The following is a 15,556-nucleotide window of genomic DNA, read 5'->3' as shown; positions in this document are numbered from 1 at the left end:
TTAATTTTCAGCGCACCGCATTAGTTTTAGAGACCGACAGTGCAATCAAATCTAATCGTCACGGTTTTTTTTCATCCTCTAGATCGACAAGACGCGTAATGGGTCCATTGGGCTTGAGCCGCTCGGTTATAACATGGGGCCACACGTTGTGAGAGCGGCGCTTGGCGAAACCGTAGACAAGTTTTTGAATTCGATCCAGGGGGTAGAAAATCGGTTTAAGTATTATTTTTATTGCATCCCTTCCGCTTATGTAGTTTTCGTCTCCACCCTCCTTTTCCATCTGTTCTATTGGTGTAGGTTTCGACATCAAACGGGTGCTAATTTTTTGACGCATTAACAACTGCCTTTTTACAAACGCGTCCGAATCACTGTGATTACCTTGGCCATCGAACCAAGGACCGTTATTCATATAGGCGCGCAGATACTCCCAAAAGCTTTTTTGCAGGTTCAGTGTTTTACCAAAAGGCGTACCAAGACTGATCATCCGTACCATTTCCGGTTGTTGGAATTTCCATACACTAATTTCCAGCGTAGCGTTTTGCATGCTCGCTAATTGAGTATCGACGAGCTGAAACTCATCGACCTCGGCGCAAAGACCATCCCACGGGGCGTGAAACAGAACCCCATCCTGATCGACGTATACTTCGCGTGTACGGCGATTGAACACAATCGGCAGCGGTAAAGGGCGATGGGCTTCCCATACAAATAAAACAAAAAACAAAAGGGTTGTGATTCCCAATTCTACAAGGACACTCTTGTGTATCCCATAGAGCATTAACAGTAGCTCCAGACATAACAGTGCAATTGCCAACCACCCAAAGAAGCCAGCCAGGCGCCCTCGATCCGGTTCGCCCGCATCTTGCAGTGTTAAGTAGTCCTCATTGTGCTCATCGATAATAAATGGGGCTATTGGCTTTTCACCTGTGGGCTTTGCCGCCTCGAGCCTTACGGTGGGTGCAGTGGCGTGGGGAGATGCTGACTTATTAATATCCATACTTATTCCACGATATTCATCGCTGTTAATTTCAGTTCAATCAACGAAAAGCAAATCAGCCTTCGTTCGAAGCTACACGATCCTGCCGATCCTCCAGATCAACAAGACGCGTATTCGGACCGTCGGGTTTCAGGCGTTCAGTGACAACTTTCGGCCACAGGTTGCGGGAGCGGCGCTTGGCGAGGCTGTAGGTGAGTTCTTGAATGCGACAGGTGGGATAGAAGCAAAGATCGAGTACTAAGCCCAAAACATCGATACTGCGCAGATAGTTTTTACCTCCGTTCTCTCGCTTTGCCTGTTTTATCCGCTCCAGTGTCTGTTTGAAGCTGTCGCTCATTCTAGGCCGCACGGACAACTGGCCTTGTACAAATACGTCCGACTCACTGTGATTACCGTACTCATCGAAATAGGGGCCGTTGTTCATGTAGGAGCGGATGTACTCCCAAAAGCCTTTTTGCATCTCCAATGATTTACCGAATGGAGAGCCGAGGCTAACCATCAGAGCGGTTTCCGATTCTTCAAATTTCCACATCCTAATTTCCAGTGAGGCGCTTTGCATACCACCGATTTGAGCACCAACCAATTGAAATTCATTGGCTACGGCGCAGATGCCATCCCATGGAGCGTGATAAAGATTACCTTCATGATAAAAATACACTTCGCGGGTTCGGCGGTTAAATAGAATGGGCAATGGCAAGGGGCGAAGGACTTCCCAAAAGAAAGGCACCAGAAATAGGAACAGGCCTGTAACGAACGTCATATATGTGATGTCGAGCTTGCCTTGCATTGCGCCTAAAAGGCCAAGCCCCACCAAAGCACAGCCCCCTATTCCGCCCAGCACTCCCGTCAGTATTCCTCGATCAGAGTCGCCACCCGCTTGTAACGCCAAGTAATGCTCGGTGTGTTCTTCAGTGATAAACAACTCCATTAGCTGTTCACCCGTCGATTTGTCCGCCGCAAGGATAACTGTGGGGGTAGCACTGTAGCGAGGCGTCTCTTGCGTACTTATATCCATGCTCGTTCCATGATTTTTACCGCGGGTAGCGTCAGTCCTTCTTGTGGTGAATAGATCAATTCCCCCTCAACGTACTTCAAGTCCCGCACTCCATCTTCATGATAAACACGGCGATAAGGAGTGATGCCGGCGGAAACCGGAATGCGGGTACCACTGTGTCGGGAAAAATCTTTACCCGTCCATTCGACCTTTCTTATCTGTTCGGAGTGATAGCCGAGTGTATCGCCCCAGACCTCGACACCCTTGAAGTGAACCATGGCGTCGGACATCTGCACGTTTTCTCCCGGTAGTTTCAGCATTAGGTAGGTGGACGTCACTTGCCCTTGATAGGGATGCATTTCTGCCAACCGGTAGGCATCAAAACTAATGGGAAACAGAGTGGAATACATCTTATCCATGGACAGCGCATAGTCGTGGGACCAAGTGTCGTCTGGACGTATACCGAAGCGGCTGGTTTTTACCCATTTTTCCAGCGACGAGTCCGTGGTATAGAGACGGGCAATGACTCCACCCACAATCACAACAGCGAGGCCCAATAGCTTGGCACCGAGATGGGGTACCACGTTGATCCCTCTGGCAATAGTCGCCACATCTCCTACTATTACAGCGGCTCGCGCCACTCGCAGTTCCCGAAAAGCCTGGACTTGAAGCCTGATACTTGCCAGTGAAGCCCCTACTACCGCCAAGTTCACAGCCATCGTGTCGAAATCGCCTGCTTTGTAGGCTTCAAAGGCGTCGACCCCATAGAGCACAACATCAAATGCTAGAAAGACGCCCTGCGCCAAAGCAGTAGTGGCAGCCCGCCTTAACGCCTTGCTTAAAAGCAGCCGAGATGAAACTGAAGAGTTGCCGCTATGGCGAACGGCTGATGCCCAATCAACCTCTGTTACTCGCTGAAAGACCGCCGCAGCTGCGGCCCCAACACCAATCGCCGCCCCGGCCGTGACAAATACACTTTTGTAGGTCCGCTTTTCAAAAACCTGCTCTCCCGAAGAAACAAAATTCACCCCCGCCACCAACATCAAAATCGACTTGATCGACGCCTTACTCAGCGTACTTTTCACATCAAACACACTGCTCAATTCAACACCGGCCGCCAGATTCACCGGCAACGGTGGCAGCTTGGTACTGGCCGGAACCAAGTGCATGAACGGAATACCGTCAGCCACTCCGCTGACCAGCGGCGCGACATTCAAATGAGTGGGCAATGACTGACGCGTACCCATCAAATCGCTATACCACTCACCTAATTGACGCGGCGTGACGCCCGAAGTCTGGATGCGCTGGTCGCTGCGGGCCAGCGCTGCCGCCAGGTACAAACGCCCCGCCGCACTGCTGGTCTGTTCGCCCTGATGCAATTGCAGCCCCGCCACCGGCGCGATGGACAGAAACAAGGCCTCAATGCTTGAAGCCGGTTTGTGTTGCTTCAGTTTGTCGGCCGTCTGATTGATCGCCCCTGCATAACCGAAAACCCTTGCGAGATTGTTGGTGCCCTCTTGCGCGGCCGCCATGTTGTCGCGAACCACATCACTGAAGTCCACCAGATATTTAATCTCGCCAACACCCAACCGAGATGGCAACCCGAGCAACGCCCAAAGCAGCCAAGGCTTACCGGCCTGGTTACCTTCCAGACTAAAGGTAATGGCCTGAGCCCCAACACTAGTGTTCGCCGGCCCCAAACAAGCAGCAGCAAAATGCAACTCCAGCGCCTCACGAGCAAGCGCTTGAGTTATATCGAAATGACCGCACGCTGTGTCCATGCTCGACGGGCCAGCCACTTGCTGGGTGTTGAACCACGCCACCCAGAGTTGGGCCAGGCGTCGGATATCGGCGGTATATCGATCGTTCTGGATGTCTTGATCTTTCCACGCCCGTTGGAGTTCGTCATAACGGGTGATCGACGGCAGTTGCGTGCTTAGTTGACGGTCGCCTTCGCTCAGTGACTTGATGACATTGGCCATCGCCCACTCTTCAGCGTGATGCTCCTGATAACTGTCGAAAGCCTCCTTACGCACACGCATCAATGCCGCGAGGTCGAGCAGCACGCCCCATGCGTCATCAATGATCGCGAAGGTTTGTTGCTCGCACGCTTTCATCTGGCGCTGCAACTTCAGCCAGTCGGGGGCATGTTCCGTTTCGGGTTCAGTGCTCCAACCGTAGCGCGTCGCATCGTTGTATTCGCCAATCTGCTTGGTGACTGTGTCGACGGGACCACTGAACGGCGCAACGCCCGGCACAAAACTGCGCATGATGCGCTGGCGCACGAAGGGGCTTGTTCTGGCGGATTTGTACTGCGGTTCGCTCCAGCGCACGGGCGACCACACCAACGCGGCAGCATCACCGGCCCTGAGCAACAGATGCGGCTTGACTCGGGTGTCGATCACCTTGCCTGAGCGCGTGGTTTGCGTGAGCTGCGCTTTTTCAATCTCATACTCCACCAGTCTGGGTGGATTGCTCTGCCACACGTACAACCAACCGTCGCGCAACAAACGGGAGGTGTAGTTGAGCGTGTGCGCGGTCAGATCAGGATGCCTCGGGCCCAGTTCGGGAAACTGGCCATTCAGAGCAGGCACGTCATGGGCGCTGGTATCGACAGCGTTTGTGGGGCCCAAGGCATATCGCAGTGGCAGGACTGCAACAAACAGCGGACACGTGCCAAAGCGGCTTTTATCGTGTGTGCTCATGCTTTCCGCTCCGGGCTGGCAGGCAAACCGAGTGCATCCAGCAGCGGCTCAGGCAGAGTGATTTGCGCAGCCAGACCTTTGTTGACCGGTGCCGCGTCGAATTCAGGTGTTGGGTTTTCCCAAGCGCACACCGCTGTATTGCCATGCCGTAGCCAGACGCTATCCACGCCATGCCAAAAACCTGCGGGCCATTGCGCACCGGCCATCCAGGCACGGCTTAGAACAGCGCCATCCGCCAGGCGTAACCAGAACTCACGCTGTTGCTCATCAAAAATGCGTAAGCGACGTTGCAGGATCGATAACAACTGTCGGGCGCTTTGCGCAGAAGCCAGCCACACACCGTGCTGCAAGTCGGAACCGCCCCACCACGCGGCATAGGTTGCGCTGCCGAACGAGGCATTCAGGAGAAACGGGCCCGCGGCACCAATGGGCTCGTAAGCGGTGCCCTTGAATAGCGGCTGAGGTTGGTCCGGGCCGTAGTGCTCGAGGAGCCAATCCATGGCGCTCTCATAGTGGGCACCGTCAAGCAGGAGCAGTCCTTTGTTTGGGGTGGTTGACGTCATGCTGGCGTCCCTTCAGCTTCGTGGCTTTGCTGGGCGGCGTCGCACACCGGGCAGAGGCCAATATTGGCCTCACGAAAGACGATGTCCTGTTTGAGCAGGGCTTCCATAGGTAGGGTGTCAACCCTCACGGACTCAGTCCCCTGCGGCACAACCGACAGCGCAGCCTGAGCAGCCATCCCCACCACCGGCGCCCCGCCCTGAACAATGGCCACGCTGCTGAAAATCCCGCTGGCGTTGATCACGATGTGTTGGCCACCGGCTTCAAGCGTCAGGCTCACGTCGGCCTCAATCACCACATTGGCGGCCGTCATATGCGCTTGCGAACCCGCCTGAATCACCAGCGTTCCGGCCACCGTGGTGCTGGCGTTACTGCTGATGCTGATCCGTTCTTCACCGCCGATCACCGTATTGCGCGCGCCTTCGGTGGTGTGCAGTTCGTCGCCCTTGATCAGGCTGGCGCTGTGCTGGTCCACCTGTTCGAAACGGTCGTTGCCGATCAGGCTGTGGCTGTCGCGGGCGATTTGTTCACGGCGGTCGTTGCCGATGCGGCTGTCGCTGTCGTTGAGGATCAGTTGCTCGATATCGCGCTGGGCCCGCAGGTAGATTTTTTCCTGCCCGGCGCGGTCTTCCAGCGACAGTTCGTTGTAGCCGCCGGTGCGCGGCGAGCTGTGGCTGCGCAATACGGTTTTGGTTTTGTGTTCGGGCAAGGCATGGGCGACGCAGGTGACTTTGTTCGGCACGCAACCGGTGATCAGCGGCTGGTCGGGGTCGCCTTCGAGGTAGGTGACGACGACTTCCATGCCGATGCGCGGGATGGTCACCGCGCCGAACTGCTCGCCCGCCCAACTGGACGAGACCCGTAGCCAGCAACTGCTTTTATCGCTGTTGAGTTCGGCGCGGTCCCAAGGCAGTTCGACCTTTACCCGACCAAACTCATCGCAAAAAATCTCTTCGCCCACCGGCCCGGTGACGCGTGCGGTCTGGCTGACCAGCTGCGCTTGGCGTGGGCACAGCGGCGGACGATAAAAAACGTCCCACGGAATGGCGCTGAACGTATTGCGGTAACCCTGAGTGAAACCCTCTTCGGGTTTGACGTCGAGGGTGATCACCTCTTCGAGTGCTTGTGGCTGTTTCCCAAAGTGCGTAACGCTTAGCAGCAGCCACAGATCGTTGGCGGTTTTACGCGGATGCTCCATCAGGTCAAAAAAGTGACCGCTGCGCAGGGTCGGCTGATCGCTTGTGCCTTGGGCCAACTGATAGTCGGTGCGGTGGCGCTCCAAGGCCTGACGGGCGAGTTGTCTGCCGCGCTTTTCAGTCTGCATCAGCAACGGGTAATCGTAGTCTTCCAGCACCGGGGTGAACTCGGCGCTGAAGCTGTTTTCCAGCAACAGCTGTGGCCGTTTCAGGTCGTAGTCGCGGCGCGTCACGTTGCTGGTACGCGTGCTGAAACGCATGGAAAACTGGTTGACCACCGGGTGCTCCGCGACCATGCCCGAGTCTTGCTGGTAGGGGGTGGCGCCCAGTTTAGGGAAGAAGGTTTGATCGTCGGTGAACACCAACTGATGACCGCCCGATGAATGCTGGTGATGCCACGCGATGCCGTCTTCGGCGCACAAGCGCTGGACGAAATCCAGGTCACTTTCACCGTATTGAGTGCAGTGCTCGCGCTCGGGGCTGGTGCTGACATGGAAGCTGAACGCATCGCTCAGGATGCCGTGCCCCTTGAGCACTTGCGTGATGATCTGCGGCACCGTCAACCGCTGGAAAATCCGTGGGTTGTGGCTGAACTGCAAATAGTGCAGCGCCGGCACCAGCGTCAGGTGATAACGGGTCAGGCGCTTGCCGGCCTCACCGACCATGACGTCTTCGATGCGGCCGTGAAGGCCTTCGCCGTTGAAGCCAAATTGCAGAAACGCCGGCTGACTGAGCAGGCGCTCCAGATCGAAATCCGGGTGCTCGCTGACCAGCTCAACGTGGATGGCGTACAAGGCGCTGATGGCCTCGACACCGTCAAACGCGAGCACCTTGAAATCGTTACGGACGTTAGGAATTTTTAGTTCGAAGTGCGCAACATTGGCCCGCGCGAACATACGCTAATCCTTGAGCTGAAAGACAAGGCGCGAAGCTCAATCCATAGCGGATAGGAGTAGGCGTCAATTGCCGAGCAAGCTAGCAAGGAGGAAGAAAAATTAATGTCAGACACCCCTGCAAAGCCCGTAGGAGCTTTCCGTATTTAAAAATATTACTGGGTGAGGCTGAGGAAGCGGTAATAGTGACGCAGCAGCTGCAAGTGTTTGGATGGAAGCCCCTCCACAAACAACAGGCAAGCCGCAACGTCCCAGAAACAAAAAAGCCACGATCATCGTGGCTTTTTTGGGTCACTGCTTTGGCGGATCCGCAGGCTTGGCGGGTGCGCCCGGTTTCGGCGCAGCGTCCTCGAACAGGTTCAACCGCTCGCGAAGCTCATGGGCTGGCACCGGCTGTTTATCCGCCGGCAAGGCGTTCGGATCCGCAGGCGCGGTCGGCGCACCGGCGGGAGTGTCCGGTGTCGATGTCGGGTCTGCACCTTGCGAACCTTCGATGGCCGCCTGCGCCTTCTTCGTCAGTACGACGATGTCGATACGGCGGTTGACCGGATTGAATGGATGCTCGCGATCGAACAACGCCGACGAGGCGTAACCGACGACCCGCGCCACTTGAGAATCCGGGTAACTGCCGGCAACCAGCGCACGACGGGCAGCGTTGGCACGGTTAGCCGACAACTCCCAGTTACCAAAGTCGCCGGTGCCGGAGAACGGCTTGGCGTCAGTGTGACCGCTGATGCTGATTTTATTCGGCACCGCTTTAATGGTGTCAGCCATGGCCAGCAAGATGTCTTCAAAATAAGGCTTCAGTCGCGCGGAGCCTGAGTCGAACATCGGCCGGTTTTCTGCGTCCATGATCTGGATGCGCAAGCCATTCGGCGTGATTTCGAACAGGATCTGGTCCTTGAACTTCTGCAGTTGCGGGTTTTCATTGACCTTGTTCTGCAGTTCTTGCAACAGCAGTTCCAGACGTTCTTTCTCGACCTGCTCGGCCATGCCTTCGACCTGATCGGTGTCCACTGTCACCTTGTCTGGCTGAGGCTGAGACTTCACCTCGGGGTTCAGGGTGTTTTCCGGCGCGAGCGTCGGTGTGCCGCCCAGGTCAATAATGTAAGGCGTGCCGCTTTCCGAGAAGCCGACCGGGTCCTTGAAGTAACCGGCAATGGCGATCTTCTGTTCCGGCGTGGCCGTGGACAACAGCCACAGCACCAGGAAGAACGCCATCATCGCCGTGGCGAAGTCAGCGAAGGCGATTTTCCAGGCGCCCCCGTGATGCCCGCCAGCGATGCGCTTGACGCGCTTGATGATTATCGGCTGGTTATTTTCCATGACTTAGCGACCGCGAACCGCTTGTTCAAGCTCGGCGAAACTAGGCCGGTGCGCCGGGTACAGCACTTTGCGCCCAAACTCGACCGCCAACGATGGCGGCACGCCGGAAGCCGAGGCCACCAAGGAAGCCTTGATGGCTTCGTAAACGTTCAGTTCTTCCTTGGCATCGTGCGCCAGGGAGGTGGCTAGCGGACCAAAAAAACCGTAGGCCGCGAGAATACCGAAGAATGTACCCACGAGTGCCGCACCAACGTGCATACCAATGGCTTTCTGGTCGCCCTCACCCAGGGAGGCCATGGTCACTACGATACCCAGTACCGCTGCGACGATACCAAAACCGGGCATGGCATCAGCAACACCGTTCACCGCGTGGGACGGATGCTCAAGGTCTTCCTTGAGGCTATATAGCTCCATGTCGAACAAGCCTTCGAGTTCGTGGGGAGCCATGTTGCCGGAGGACATGATGCGCAGGTAATCACAGACAAACGCCGTCATGCGTGTGTCTTTCAATACAGCCGGGTACTTGGCAAAAATCGGGCTCGCCGAGGCGTCTTCGATGTCACCCTCAATGGCCATCATGCCTTCGCGGCGGCTCTTGTTGAGGATCTCGTAGATCAGGCCCAGGACTTCAAGGTAGAAGGTGTGGGTGAAACGCGAACTGAACATGCCCAACGACTTCTTGAGCACGTGCATCGTCATGTAACCGGGGTTGGCCTGCAGGAATGCACCCAGTGCAGCGCCACCAATGATCATCACCTCGAAAGGCTGAATCAGGGCGGCAATCTTGCCGTGGGAAAGCACGTATCCGCCGAGCACGCTCGCGAATACGACAATGATGCCGATTATTTTAGCCATAGGTAGGGGAGCACTTACTGAGTCGGGTTCAAGGTCATATTCGGAAGTTAAAAAATCTCTTCTTCTACTTATCGGCAAAACTGCGCCAGACTATAGCCAGTTCAGGCGAAAAGCCAATTTGGCCCGCTCCGGGCATAGGTAATGCAGACGATGATCGCGTCCAACCATGGCTAACGAAACGAACGTTCCAGCTCTAAAACCGACCACCCTCCAAGGCTGGGTCAAACTACTCGATGCCGTGCGCCTGCCGGTTCCTCAAGCCAGTCATGACCGTGTTTGCAAGGCACTTCGCAATAGTCGCAGTTCTGTGCGCGACATCGCCGACCTCATGCAAGAAAGCCCGGCACTGGCCTTGAGCGTGATTCGTGAGGCAAATCGTCACACCCAGGGCAGCATGACCGAACCGGCGGAAAACCTTGAGGTGGCGATCAATCGCCTCGGTTTGAAACGCACCGAAGAACTGCTCGCCCGACTGCCCGCCAAACCCCTATCCGACATTCCGCTGGCCCTGCGTCAGCTGCAAATGATCAGCCAGCATGCCACCCAACAGGCCAACGGTTTTTTCGCCAGCCGCCTGGCGCGACTGTGGCAAGACATCCACTGGGGCAGCCTGCTGTTTCTTTCGCCGCTCTGGCCGCTGGCTCTGACCCATCCGCACTTGCTTGAAGAGTGGGAATTGCGGGTCATTCACAAGGGCGAATCGGCGCGCAAGGTCGAAAAGCAATTGTTCGGCGTCCGCTTGCTGGAAATCGCCCAGACACTGGTAGACCTCTGGCACCTGCCCATCTGGGTACAGCAGGGCTATCGCGCGCTGCTGGTGAATCAGCGTGAGCTGGTGAAGGTTCTGCGAATTGCCCGCGACAGCAATCACCCGCTGCGCCAGCAAAATAGCCTCGATGATGATCCGAGCCTGCGCAACTGGCTCAATCAACCGGCCAATACCGTGTTGCTGGCCAATGGTCTGGCGTTGTCGGCACAACATGCCTGGGACAGCCCACACAGCCAGCGCTGGCAGTACCTGACCAGCCTCTATCTGCAAATGCCGATGGATCAAGTACAACAGCAACTGCATCAACAGTCGGCCAACAGTGCGCGCCAACACGCCATGCCGGACCTCTGGCACCCGGCGATCTCGCTGCTCTGGCCGTGGGGCACCCACCGCCTCCACGCCGGTTTGCTACCCGCCCCGGCGCCGAGCACAGAAGACCTCGGCAAGTGGCGCAAACAATGTGCCGAGCTGCTGGTGGAGCCGAGCCGTTTCACCAACGCCATGCACTTGACCACCTCCGCACGGGATGCACTGGTCGCCTGCGGCATGCGCCGGGTGATGATTCTGATGGCTGATCGGACTCACGCCAAACTCAGAGTCCATCAGACGGCCGGCCTGCCCAAGGAGGCAGCCGAACTGAATCTGGTGGTCAGCCAGAGCACCGTATTGCAACGCCTGCTCGCGCAACAAGCCCAGGTACGGCTGACCCCGGCCAACAACGCGCAGTTCTCGGCGCTGTTGCCCGCCAGCCTGCGCAACCAGTTCGGCGGCGACCACCTGCTGTTGCGTTCACTGGTCAACAATGGCCGGGTGATCATGATTGTGGCCGCGGATCAGGGCGGCGGTCCGTTCTCGGAAATTACCCTGCAAGCCTTCGGCAAAACGGCGCAGTGCATCGAGAAAGCCTTGCACAGCTTTAGCCAGCGCTAGAGCCCGTGATCACTGAGTGCCTGTCGCACGCTCAGGTGCAACCTGAAGGCTCAGGTCCGCCGTGGCGCGGGAAATAATTGATGACGGGGCTTCATGACGCTGCGCTACAATCCTTCCCTTTGTGCTCTGGAGACCTCACATGCCTGATTTCTCTGGCTTGGCGCTGGTGATCGAGCCGAGCGACCTGCTCAGCCGCCTCGATGCCCGTGAATTGATTCTGGTCGACCTGACCAGCAGCGCCCGCTATGCCGAGGGCCATATCCCCGGCGCGCGTTTTGTCGACCCTAAACGCACGCAACTGGGCCTGCCACCGGCGCCAGGCTTGCTGCCGGCCACGGCCGCACTCGAAGCGTTGTTCGGTGAGCTGGGCCACAACAAGGACGCGGTCTACGTTGTGTATGACGACGAAGGCGGCGGTTGGGCCGGACGATTCATCTGGCTGCTGGATGTCATAGGCCACACCCACTACCACTACCTTGATGGCGGCCTGCTGTCGTGGCTGGCGCAAGACTTGCCGCTGTCCACCGAGGTCCCGACCCCGGTAGGCGGTCCGATGGCTCTGACGCTGCACGACGAACCCACTGCCACCCGCGAATACCTGCAAAGCCGTCTCGGCGCCGCCGACCTGGCGATCTGGGACGCGCGCGGGCCGCTGGAATACTCCGGTGAAAAAGTCCTGGCGGCCAAGGCCGGACATATCCCCGGCGCGGTGAATTTCGAATGGACCGCTGGCATGGATCAGGCGCGCAACCTACGCATCCGTTCGGACATGCCACAGATCCTCGAACAGCTGGGCATCAGCAGAGATAAAGAAGTGATTACCCACTGCCAGACCCACCATCGTTCTGGCTTTACCTACCTGGTGGCCAAAGCTCTCGGTTATCCGCGGGTCAAAGGCTACGCTGGCTCCTGGGGCGAATGGGGCAACCATCCCGACACCCCTGTAGAGATTTAAGTTTTTCAAGGACAGTCAATGAATAAGCGTTTGTTTATCCTCAGCCAATACCTGCTGCCCCATCACTTGCTCTCGCGGCTGGCCGGTTGCATTGCGGAATGTCGCGTGCGCTGGTTCAAAAATGCCTTCACCGCCTGGTTCGCCAAACGTTATCAAGTGGACATGTCCCAGGCCCTGGTCGAAGACCTGACGGCCTACGAGCATTTCAACGCGTTTTTCACCCGCGCCTTGAAAGACGGCGCTCGCCCACTGGACGAAACCCCCGGGGCGATCCTCAGCCCGGCCGACGGTGCCGTCAGCCAACTAGGCCCGATTGAACACGGCCGAGTATTCCAGGCCAAGGGGCACAGTTTCAGCGTGCTGGAATTGCTGGGCGGTGATGCGGCCAATGCCGCGCCGTTCATGGGCGGTGATTTCGCCACCATTTACCTGTCGCCAAAGGACTACCATCGCGTACACATGCCGCTGGCCGGCACCTTGCGCGAAATGGTCTACATCCCGGGCCGAATCTTTTCGGTCAACCAGACCACGGCCGAAAACGTTCCGGAACTGTTTGCCCGTAACGAGCGTGTGGCGTGCATTTTCGACACCGAGCGCGGGCCAATGGCCGTGGTATTGGTCGGCGCAATGATTGTGGCGTCGATTGAAACCGTGTGGGCCGGGCTCGTCACGCCGCCGAAACGCGAGCTGAAAACCTTCCGCTACGACGAAGCCGCCCGTGCGCCGATCCATCTGGAGAAAGGTGCAGAACTGGGTCGTTTTAAGCTGGGATCGACCGCTGTCGTGCTGTTCGGGCCGGATCAAGTGAAGTGGGCACAAGGGCTGGGCGCTCTTTCGCCAGTACAGATGGGACAGGCCTTGGGGTTACCTAACGCCTGATGCCGCGGTCCGAACCCCGCGAACGTCTTCGCGGGGTCGGACATTCCGCTACCGCTACTCTATCTGCCCACGAAAGCCGATCGGCCCTTCATTGGCGTAGGTATTGGTACCACTGAGGTTTTTCCCTCCATCACTGGAGGTCACGCTCAACGCCACAACGTTCTGATTGTCTCGGCCGCCGATGACCCATTTGCCACCCGGATGCCACGGGGCATCATTACCGCCCCACTGATTTTCAACGTTGTACTGGTTCTGACCTGTGCGCTGAGCCTTGAAGCCAATGGGACCTTCACCCGAGTAGGTCATGGTGCCGGTGAAGCTCTTGCCGCCGTCGCCCGATTTGATCTCGATCGCGACAACTTTCTGGTTATCCCGCGCGCCTAACGTCCAGTCTCCACCCGGATGCCAGGGTGCCGAACTCCCGCCCCATTGATTTGCCACTACGTATCTAGACATGAACCTCATCTCCTTGAAGTTGCAAGAGACCTGCGCTATTTAGGCAACAGGCCGCACGACTGTGCGTATCCAGTCGCACGTCTGTCAGATTAGTAGTACGTCCGCCCCTCACCCGTCTGACAGACAAACGGTAAAAGCTCGCAAGTGATACAGTCAGCAAATTCACTGCCCATTGTCCGCTCAGAGTTTGTCTTCGGCATGAATGAGACCAGTCCCTACTTGCTATTACGCGCCCCTATCCCGACACAATCTCGCCTGTCGTTTTGTGAGCCTACCCCCCGCGACCTCAAGCGCTGGATTGCCAACCTGCCCAAAGCCAACATTGGTGAAACCGCCCGCCTGCTCTACCAAGGCCTGGGCGAACTCAATCAATTGCTCACACCCAGTGACAATCGGCTACAGATGCTGGAGCTGTTAAGACCCGAGGTGTATTACGTCTGCAAGCACCTGGAGCGGCATTTTCTGCATCAGGCTATTGTTCTTGATGAACGCTCACGCAAAATCGCCAACCTCTGTCAGGCGCTGCAAAGCCATTTGGCGATTGGCTACAAACAGATCGTCATGCGCATCGCTCCGCGCTTTCGCAAGGACCGTGCGACCCTGCTTACCCAAGCCCTGCAGCGGGCGATCCATTGCCTCAACGGCCCCTTGACCCGCGCGACACAACTGTATTGCCCGGTGCCGGAAGGTGTGTGGCTGGAGCTGCACCAGTTGTATCGCATTGGCTGTGAGCATCAGTTACAAAACCTTAGCGTGCGCGATGAGTTGGCCAGCCAGACGTCGGACCTGAGCATCGAGCAGACCTACGTGGCCGCCCTGCTGCTCGGCGCTTCGCGCTGCAATCAACTGCGCCAGAACCAAATCGCCCGGCTCGCCGAAGTGCTTGAGCCCTGGAGCAAGTGGATTTCGCTGCAACCCGGCAGCGGCGGCAATGAACTATTCGCCGTCGCGCCAGACCTCGACAGCGGGCCGCGCTACCGCAACAAGTTCCGGGCAGAGCAACAGGACGGTTTGCTGGGAATTAGTCCCCAGCCGCTGGTAGTCGCCATCGAGGCTTATCTGCAACAGCCGACCGACACCTCTTTGACCCTGCCAATACCGGCAGGTCTGAGCACAGACACGCTGCAACACTTACATGCCGCCTGGGGCCAGGCCGCCGAACGCAGTTTCCAGCGCACGCCCAGCCAGGGCAGCCTGACCTTGTGCGTGGGCATGAGCGCCTTGCACTTTTATCTGGGCGGACAACGTTCGTTCAGCGACATCCTGAAAAACCCTGCCGTGCGCCCCGCGCAGTTCTCAGCGACCCCAGTGGCCGGCCGCCAAGACAACTGGAGTCAGGCCTTCGACGCCGCGGCACTCGGCAACGCCGACAATATGCTGCCTTACGAAGAAATCGAATACCCGCAGCTTCAAAGCGACGACAGCCAAGAAGCGTCCGATAGCAATCGGCATTTTCCGACCTATGTCCTACCGGTGATTAACCACAGCCCTGGCGGCTATTGCCTGGCATGGCCCGGCGAAGTGCCCGCGGAGCTACAAGCCGGCGAGATGGTGGGTATCGAAGACACGACCGGACAAGGCTGGAGCATTGCCGTGGTGCGCTGGATTCGTCAGGTACGCGGTGGCGGTACGCAAATGGGTATTGAACAAGTTGCGCCGCATGCCGAGCCTTGCGGCCTGCAACTGGTGCGGACCCGGGACGATCACAGTCAGTATCTGCGCGGCCTACTGCTACCGGAAATCAGCGCCATCGACCTACCCGCCACACTGCTTGCCCCGCGCCTGCCGTTCCAGGAAGGCAACAACGTGATGATCAACACCAACGGTACTGAACGCCGCGCCGGACTGGATCGACGAGTGGCAAGCACCAACAGCTTCAACCAGTTTGCCTATCGCTCGCTAGAGACAGCCAAAAGCGAAACCGTCGTCGGGACCGACGCGGTGGTTGCGCAAGAGGATTTTGATTCGTTGTGGAACTTGCTTTGAATCTGTGAGCCCGCTGCCAAGCCTTCACGAACCGCCTCGCGCCCACATTGGATCGAT

The 15,556-nt window shown here is 57.5% G+C and carries 12 protein-coding genes; 4 read left to right on the top strand and 8 right to left on the bottom strand.

Annotated elements, in window-relative coordinates; all coding sequences use genetic code 11:
- Positions 1–58: 58 nt before the first annotated feature.
- The 7 genes from RHM68_RS02115 to motA all read right to left on the bottom strand — a co-directional run bounded on the left by RHM68_RS02115 (position 59) and on the right by motA (position 9,524).
- Positions 59–994 carry a DUF6708 domain-containing protein gene (locus RHM68_RS02115; protein WP_322220307.1) on the bottom strand — a complete coding sequence of 312 codons (936 nt, stop codon included), beginning with the start codon at positions 992–994 and terminating at the stop codon, positions 59–61.
- Positions 995–1,049: 55 nt separating this feature from the next.
- Entirely contained in the window at positions 1,050–2,009 is a 960-nt protein-coding gene (locus RHM68_RS02110; protein WP_322220306.1) for a DUF6708 domain-containing protein, read from the bottom strand.
- Complete coding sequence (locus tag RHM68_RS02105) at positions 2,000–4,693, bottom strand: toxin VasX (protein ID WP_322220305.1); 2,694 nt, start codon at positions 4,691–4,693, stop codon at positions 2,000–2,002. The genes RHM68_RS02110 and RHM68_RS02105 overlap by 10 nt, the downstream gene beginning before the upstream one ends.
- On the bottom strand, positions 4,690–5,256 hold the full coding sequence (locus RHM68_RS02100) for a DUF4123 domain-containing protein (RefSeq protein WP_322220304.1): 567 nt from the start codon (positions 5,254–5,256) through the stop codon (positions 4,690–4,692). Before RHM68_RS02100 ends, RHM68_RS02105 begins: the two co-directional genes overlap by 4 nt.
- Complete coding sequence (locus RHM68_RS02095; RefSeq protein ID WP_322220303.1) at positions 5,253–7,346, bottom strand: type VI secretion system tip protein VgrG; 2,094 nt, start codon at positions 7,344–7,346, stop codon at positions 5,253–5,255. The genes RHM68_RS02100 and RHM68_RS02095 overlap by 4 nt, the downstream gene beginning before the upstream one ends.
- Positions 7,347–7,634: 288 nt before the next feature.
- Positions 7,635–8,669 (bottom strand): flagellar motor protein MotB, encoded by a 1,035-nt coding sequence (gene motB, locus RHM68_RS02090; RefSeq protein WP_322220302.1) that lies wholly within the window; start codon positions 8,667–8,669, stop codon positions 7,635–7,637.
- Between the two features lie 3 nt (positions 8,670–8,672).
- Positions 8,673–9,524, bottom strand: coding sequence for a flagellar motor stator protein MotA (gene motA / locus RHM68_RS02085; RefSeq protein WP_322220301.1), 852 nt, complete (start codon positions 9,522–9,524; stop codon positions 8,673–8,675).
- Between the two features lie 166 nt (positions 9,525–9,690).
- On the opposite strand from motA, the gene RHM68_RS02080 reads away from it, so the two are divergent.
- The 3 genes from RHM68_RS02080 (at position 9,691) to asd (ending at position 13,057) form a co-directional block, all read left to right on the top strand.
- Complete coding sequence (locus tag RHM68_RS02080) at positions 9,691–11,223, top strand: HDOD domain-containing protein (RefSeq protein ID WP_322220300.1); 1,533 nt, start codon at positions 9,691–9,693, stop codon at positions 11,221–11,223.
- A 139-nt stretch (positions 11,224–11,362) separates the two neighbouring features.
- Positions 11,363–12,178 (top strand): thiosulfate sulfurtransferase, encoded by an 816-nt coding sequence (gene rhdA, locus RHM68_RS02075; protein WP_322220299.1) that lies wholly within the window; start codon positions 11,363–11,365, stop codon positions 12,176–12,178.
- Positions 12,179–12,196: 18 nt separating this feature from the next.
- A complete protein-coding gene (asd, locus tag RHM68_RS02070) occupies positions 12,197–13,057 on the top strand; it encodes an archaetidylserine decarboxylase (protein WP_322220298.1) in 861 nt (286 codons plus the stop codon).
- 54 nt (positions 13,058–13,111) lie between these two features.
- On the opposite strand, the gene RHM68_RS02065 is transcribed toward asd, so the two are convergent.
- Positions 13,112–13,513, bottom strand: coding sequence for a lectin OAA (locus RHM68_RS02065; RefSeq protein ID WP_322220297.1), 402 nt, complete (start codon positions 13,511–13,513; stop codon positions 13,112–13,114).
- Positions 13,514–13,711: 198 nt separating this feature from the next.
- On the opposite strand from RHM68_RS02065, the gene RHM68_RS02060 reads away from it, so the two are divergent.
- Positions 13,712–15,499: a molecular chaperone gene (locus RHM68_RS02060; protein WP_322220296.1), complete on the top strand. Its 1,788-nt coding sequence runs from the start codon at positions 13,712–13,714 to the stop codon at positions 15,497–15,499.
- Positions 15,500–15,556: the final 57 nt, after the last annotated feature.

It is taken from the genome of Pseudomonas sp. DC1.2, from assembly GCF_034351645.1.
In the GTDB taxonomy this organism is placed as follows: Bacteria; Pseudomonadota; Gammaproteobacteria; order Pseudomonadales; family Pseudomonadaceae; genus Aquipseudomonas.
This window is presented reverse-complemented; position numbering and strand designations above follow the sequence as displayed.

Bases quoted from the DNA above. Each gene is read 5' to 3' on its own strand.
- RHM68_RS02105 (WP_322220305.1), bottom strand. From the start codon at position 4,693: ATGAGCACACACGATAAAAGCCGCTTTGGCACGTGTCCGCTGTTTGTT.
- RHM68_RS02095 (WP_322220303.1), bottom strand. From the start codon at position 7,346: ATGTTCGCGCGGGCCAATGTTGCGCACTTCGAACTAAAAATTCCTAAC.
- RHM68_RS02080 (WP_322220300.1), top strand. From the start codon at position 9,691: ATGGCTAACGAAACGAACGTTCCAGCTCTAAAACCGACCACCCTCCAA.
- motA (WP_322220301.1), bottom strand. From the start codon at position 9,524: ATGGCTAAAATAATCGGCATCATTGTCGTATTCGCGAGCGTGCTCGGC.
- asd (WP_322220298.1), top strand. From the start codon at position 12,197: ATGAATAAGCGTTTGTTTATCCTCAGCCAATACCTGCTGCCCCATCAC.
- RHM68_RS02100 (WP_322220304.1), bottom strand. From the start codon at position 5,256: ATGACGTCAACCACCCCAAACAAAGGACTGCTCCTGCTTGACGGTGCC.
- RHM68_RS02115 (WP_322220307.1), bottom strand. From the start codon at position 994: ATGGATATTAATAAGTCAGCATCTCCCCACGCCACTGCACCCACCGTA.
- RHM68_RS02060 (WP_322220296.1), top strand. From the start codon at position 13,712: ATGAATGAGACCAGTCCCTACTTGCTATTACGCGCCCCTATCCCGACA.
- motB (WP_322220302.1), bottom strand. From the start codon at position 8,669: ATGGAAAATAACCAGCCGATAATCATCAAGCGCGTCAAGCGCATCGCT.
- RHM68_RS02065 (WP_322220297.1), bottom strand. From the start codon at position 13,513: ATGTCTAGATACGTAGTGGCAAATCAATGGGGCGGGAGTTCGGCACCC.
- rhdA (WP_322220299.1), top strand. From the start codon at position 11,363: ATGCCTGATTTCTCTGGCTTGGCGCTGGTGATCGAGCCGAGCGACCTG.
- RHM68_RS02110 (WP_322220306.1), bottom strand. From the start codon at position 2,009: ATGGATATAAGTACGCAAGAGACGCCTCGCTACAGTGCTACCCCCACA.